Genomic DNA, 5,430 nt, shown 5'->3' on the forward strand with positions numbered 1-5,430 from the left:
GCATACGGTAGGTATAGAAGGTAATAACTGCCGTCTTAGACACCGATTAAGACGATCGGTTAGAAAGACTTGTTGCTTCTCAAAAAAGCTTGATAATCACTTTAAAGTATTCGATCTGGTGTTCTTTTATGTCAATTATGGCTACGTCTGATGCCAGCATACTTTTTGACACACCACCTTTTTTTTAAGATTACTGCTTTGAGTAGTAATCAGGGCTATTATCATTAGGCTCAAACAATTGATTCTTGCCTTGTTCATGCTCAGGTTTTGGGTTAAAGTTTCACTAAGTCTGTTAAAGTTTGGCATGGTCTGATTCGTCTTAAAAATTACTATTATGCCTTTGCTTTAACAGACTTTTTTGTTTTTTTGTCGTGTGCAGAGAAAGGAAGTATAATTGTGTTCAGGCCAAGCTTTATAAGCATTAGGATGTATTTACTATCTTATTCATTTGAACAATGTTAGTCCCAAATAAGTTACATATGCTTCTAAGAATTCATCAGGTGTTAAAAAATAGAATAATGAGGTTTGAGTATGAGTGAGATAAAAGAAGCGGCAGAAATTTATCTAAGGCAAATGACTGGCAATCAGCTTTCGGTCTTTCATCACGATCAGTGGGAGTCAATTGATGCACTTGTAAATAAACAGAAACAGTTATTAGTAGTGCAACGAACCGGTTGGGGTAAAAGTGCTGTATATTTTATTTCTACTAAACTGAGACGAGGGCAAGGTTATGGACCTACTATCATAATTTCACCTCTATTATCTCTAATTCGAAACCAGATTAACGCTGCTGAAAAGTTAGGACTTAGAGTTGTATCTTATAACTCTTCGATGGAGAAAGCAGAAAAACAAGATTCTGAAAATCAGATACTTAGCCATAAAGTTGATGCCATAATCATAGCTCCAGAACAATTAGGACAAACTTATTTTTCTGAGGAAGTCTTAAGCCAAATTAGTAGCAGCATAGGAATGTTTGTAGTCGATGAAGCACATTGTATTTCTGACTGGGGACACGATTTCCGTCCTGATTATGGCCGAATAGTTCGAGTTCTTCAAAATATGCCTGAAAATATACCTGTTCTTGCTACTACAGCTACAGCAAATGACCGTGTCGTTTATGATATAAAGGTTCAACTTGGTGAGCGGTTAGAAATTGTCCGAGGACCTTTAATGCGTCAAACGCTACAATTACAGAATATTCATCTATCTAATAAATCTGAGAGATTAGCATGGCTAGTTAAAAACTTACCACAAATAGATGGTACTGGAATTATTTATGCAAAAACGACTAAGGATTGTGAAATTGTCGCAGGGTTCTTGCGAACCAAAGGCATTGATGCTTATGCATATCATAGTAATATTGATAATAACTCTAAAGTACAGCTTGAGAAAGGATTAATAAGTAATAGCATCAAGGCTTTAGTTGCAACATCAGCACTAGGGATGGGTTTTGATAAGCCTGATTTAAGCTTTGTTATTCATTATCAAGCACCAGGTAATGTGGTTGAATATTATCAACAAGTTGGGCGAGCGGGGCGTGGCATAGAGCATGCGATAGGTATTATGATGTTAGGGGAGGACGATGCACGCATACAGAAGTATTTTATTGATAATGCTTTTCCAAAAGAAGACCAAATTAATACTTTGTTAGCTGTGATTGAAAAACATGATGGAGTTAAGTTAACGCAATTAGAGCCATTAGTGAATTTTTCGAAGGGTAAAATTGAAGATATCTTAAAGTTTTTAAGCATTGAGAATCCGTCACCAATACTGAGGGATGGTAGTTTCTACTACAGGACTCAGTTTGATTATAAAGTCCCTCATGAGAAAATAAAACGATTAAATACGATTAAGGAAGGTGAGTGGATTAGATTGCTTGAGTATCACAAGTCGAAAGATTGCTTAATGTGCTTTTTAGGTAATGAACTAGATGATTTAAATACTAGAAAATGCGGTAAATGTGCAAATTGTAACCCAGAAAACGCACTTAGTGAACAAGTTGATGATGTTTTTGTCAATGATGCTCGTGACTATTTAAGGCATAGATATATAGAAATAAAACCTCGTGCTACTTTTGCAAGTTCAAACGATAATGCTCGCCAAGCTTTTCCTCAGTATAAATTTCCTTATAAAGATATTAAGCTGAAATGTGAAACAGGTTATGCTTTGTCTTCATGGAAGGATGGAGGTTGGGGAGATTTAGTAGCAAAGGGTAAGAAGGAAGGTGAGTTCAGTGATGACTTGATTTCCCCTACTGTCAAAATGATCAACAGCTTAGATTATGGTGAACGTCCAGCTTGGATAACCTACATACCTTCCCCACGGCGACCAAATTTAGTAAGAAATTTTGCTTATAAATTAGCTCAAGCTCTCAACGTACCGTGCCTAGATTCTTTATCTCTACAAGAATTAAGACCGCCTCAAAAAACTATGGAAAATAGCTTCCACCAAAGTAAGAACTTAGATGGAGTTTTCATTGTCAATACTGATAATATATATAGCAATCCTGTATGGCTAGTTGACGATGCTGTTGATTCAAGATGGACGTTTACCATTGCCGGAGCTCTCTTGCGTAGGCAAGGTGTAAAACAAGTCGTTCCAATTGCACTAACGAGTACAACGAAAAATGGATAATATAGAAAAAACAATTAGCGAAAACACTAAAGTGATCTTATTGTTGACCACGTACTTCAATAACCACGATATACGTCAATGCAAGCCTTTAACAGTTAATGGATATGGTTACTTTGCGCGTTGGTTAAATACATTTGAGTACCAACCTTCAGACTTGTTGAACCAAACAAAGCTTGATGAGGTATTTGAGCGCTGGCAAAGTCCTGAAAACCATTTATTAGTAAAGCAGAAGGTTGCTTTGAATAAAATTGATCAAACTATTAATGACATTACATCTCAGCGTATTAGTGCTTTACTAGATAGAGGTGTAAGTTTAAGCATGGCTTTAGAGAAGTGGAGTGCAGCTGGTGTCTGGATACTAGACAGAGGGCATACGCTTTATCCACCTCAGTTCAAATCAGTACTTAAAGAACAAGCTCCAGCAGTATTGTTTGGTATAGGAAATGCTCAGTTGCTGAGCAAGCCTTCTGTAGGATTTGTGGGGTCTAGAGATGCTGACGATGAAGACTTAGAAGCAACAGATCATTATGTACAAATGATAAATAATATTGGATTTCAAGTTGTGTCGGGCGGTGCTAAAGGGATTGACTCTAGGTCTATGCTTTCATCTTTAAGCAATGGGAATTCAAGTGTAGGAGTGCTAGCTGATAGCTTATTAAAGGCTAGTGTAAATAGTCAATGGCGGCCTTATCTTAAATCGAACAGTTTAGCACTGATTACTCCTTTTTCTCCAGAAAGCAGGTTTTCGCCTGCTAATGCTATGGCACGCAATAAATTTATTTATTTGTTATCTCAAGCTACAATTGTAGTATGTTCAGGTGAAAGTGATAAGAATAAAAAAAGTGGTACATTTGAAGGTGCTAAAGAAAACTTAAAAAATAAATGGGTTCCATTATTTGTTTCACAGCATAAAACTCCAATTCATTCCGGTAACTTATCTTTGCTAAAGGGGCTCTCAAGAGTTACTACTGAAGCAAAACCATTGTCTTTAGGTGCTGATTTAGACTATTTAAGTGCAGTCATAAATGGTAAAGATGCGGGATATAAAGAGTCTATTTTAAATAATGCTACACCTATACAAGTGGGGCTATTTGACTCGACTACGGAGCAGGAAGATGGAAGTACAGCATCAACAATACAGAATAGAAAATCTGATATCATTCCTTTAAAACCTGTTAAGCTGAGTAATGATGACTTAATTATAAGTAAAACTATAGAAGATCATAAATTAGCATTGTCTAATGTAGAAATAGTTTCGGATATGCCTTTATTAAATAGCTTTTATCAGCAGCTTAAAGTTTTATTCGATCAGCATGCTATTCCGGGTGTTCAAGAGTATATTGATATAAAGCTTATTGAAGAGCGTTTTCCAGAGTTTGAGATGATGGGAAAAACGGCTCTTGATAAGTGGTTAAAGTATCTTGTTGATAAAAAGCTTCTTATACGATCAAGTAAAAGGAAAAAAGAATTTTGTTTGCCTATAGATTGTTGATAGTAATTAATTTTGTAGTAGGCTATAAATTCAGAACACTATTACAATTAAAACAATGAGCTAAGCATGGTTTGAAGTCGTTATCTAGGACATCCCTGAATAAGTAGAAGTAAAAAAGCCCTACTATTTTATAGTAGGGCTTTACACCAATACAGAAACTGAGTCAGGCAGCTTAATTCTATTTGTTAGCTGTCTTAGGTTTGGGAAGGTTACCGGGTTATATATCTATATAAGAATATAGATTGGGAGATGATGTATGACTGGTGCAAAGACACACTTATTCAAAACTTAAACACACCCTGTGTAATTTTAATAGATAACGCTATGTTTCATAAACACAAATGCATTAGGTTAGTAAAGATTGAACATGGTAAGTCCTTGATAGATCAAGCAAAGAAGCGTGTGGAGATGTCGCGCAACTACTACAATGTATTATTTAAATAATTACCAAACTAAGAGGGAAATATTATGCGCGGAGTCAATAAAGTTATCATCATCGGAAACCTCGGTGCAGATCCTGAGGCACGTCAATTTAATAATGGCGGTAGCGTTACTAACATCTCAGTAGCGACCTCTGAGCAATGGACTGATAAACAAAGCGGTGAGAAAAGAGAGGCGACCGAATGGCATCGTGTCTCACTATTCAATCGTTTAGGTGAAATCGCCGCTCAGTATCTGCGTAAAGGTAGTAAAGTCTATATCGAAGGTAGCTTACGCACTCGTAAGTACCAAGCCCCTGACGGTAGCGACCGTTATGCGACTGAAATTCGCGCTGACCAGATGCAGATGCTAGATAGTAATGAAAATAACAACAAACAAATCATTCATCCGGACCGTCAAAAGCCTCAGAATGACCAGCAAACACCGAACAATAAAATAAATAAAAGTAATGTTAATCAGGGGCTTCCACCTGGACCAGTAGATGACTATATTCCCTTCGCTCCTCACTTTGATGGTCAATTTTAAAATTTTGGAAATAACTATCAAAACGTTTGAACAACTTGTATCAGCTAGTTGGTGAGGTAGTGGCTCAGAAAGGGAGTATTTGAGTTTAGGCACTCCAATGCGACTCAGCTATGCTAAAGAAATCATAGAGACAAACTTGGTAAACTAATGGGTGGTGTGTCAGAAAGTATGCTGAGGAGAAGAAAGGAGGGTGACAGCCGAAGCAAGATGATATATTTGAGGTTATGAAGACACAAATACAGATCAATTGCCCCGACTGTCACAGTCCCAGTTTTTCGATACACGGCAAAAAAAAGCTATGGCAAGCACAACTACCAGTGCAAGGACTGCAAACGTCA

Annotated in this window: 4 protein-coding genes; all 4 read left to right on the forward strand. The window is 36.9% G+C overall.

Annotation, left to right across the window (positions count from 1 at the left end):
• On the forward strand, positions 1 to 151 hold a 151-nt coding region (locus tag EI164_RS14355), incomplete at its 5' end, for an IS1 family transposase (RefSeq protein WP_192520607.1).
• A 380-nt stretch (positions 152 to 531) separates the two neighbouring features.
• Entirely contained in the window at positions 532 to 2,634 is a 2,103-nt protein-coding gene (locus tag EI164_RS14360; protein ID WP_225739322.1) for a RecQ family ATP-dependent DNA helicase, read from the forward strand.
• Positions 2,627 to 4,126 (forward strand): DNA-processing protein DprA, encoded by a 1,500-nt coding sequence (locus EI164_RS14365; protein ID WP_192520608.1) that lies wholly within the window; start codon positions 2,627 to 2,629, stop codon positions 4,124 to 4,126. Before EI164_RS14360 ends, EI164_RS14365 begins: the two co-directional genes overlap by 8 nt.
• A 468-nt stretch (positions 4,127 to 4,594) precedes the next feature.
• Entirely contained in the window at positions 4,595 to 5,092 is a 498-nt protein-coding gene (gene ssb / locus EI164_RS14370) for a single-stranded DNA-binding protein (RefSeq protein ID WP_192520609.1), read from the forward strand.
• Positions 5,093 to 5,430: the final 338 nt, after the last annotated feature.

It is taken from the genome of Psychrobacter sp. FME13, assembly GCF_014861395.1.
In the GTDB taxonomy this organism is placed as follows: Bacteria; Pseudomonadota; Gammaproteobacteria; order Pseudomonadales; family Moraxellaceae; genus Psychrobacter.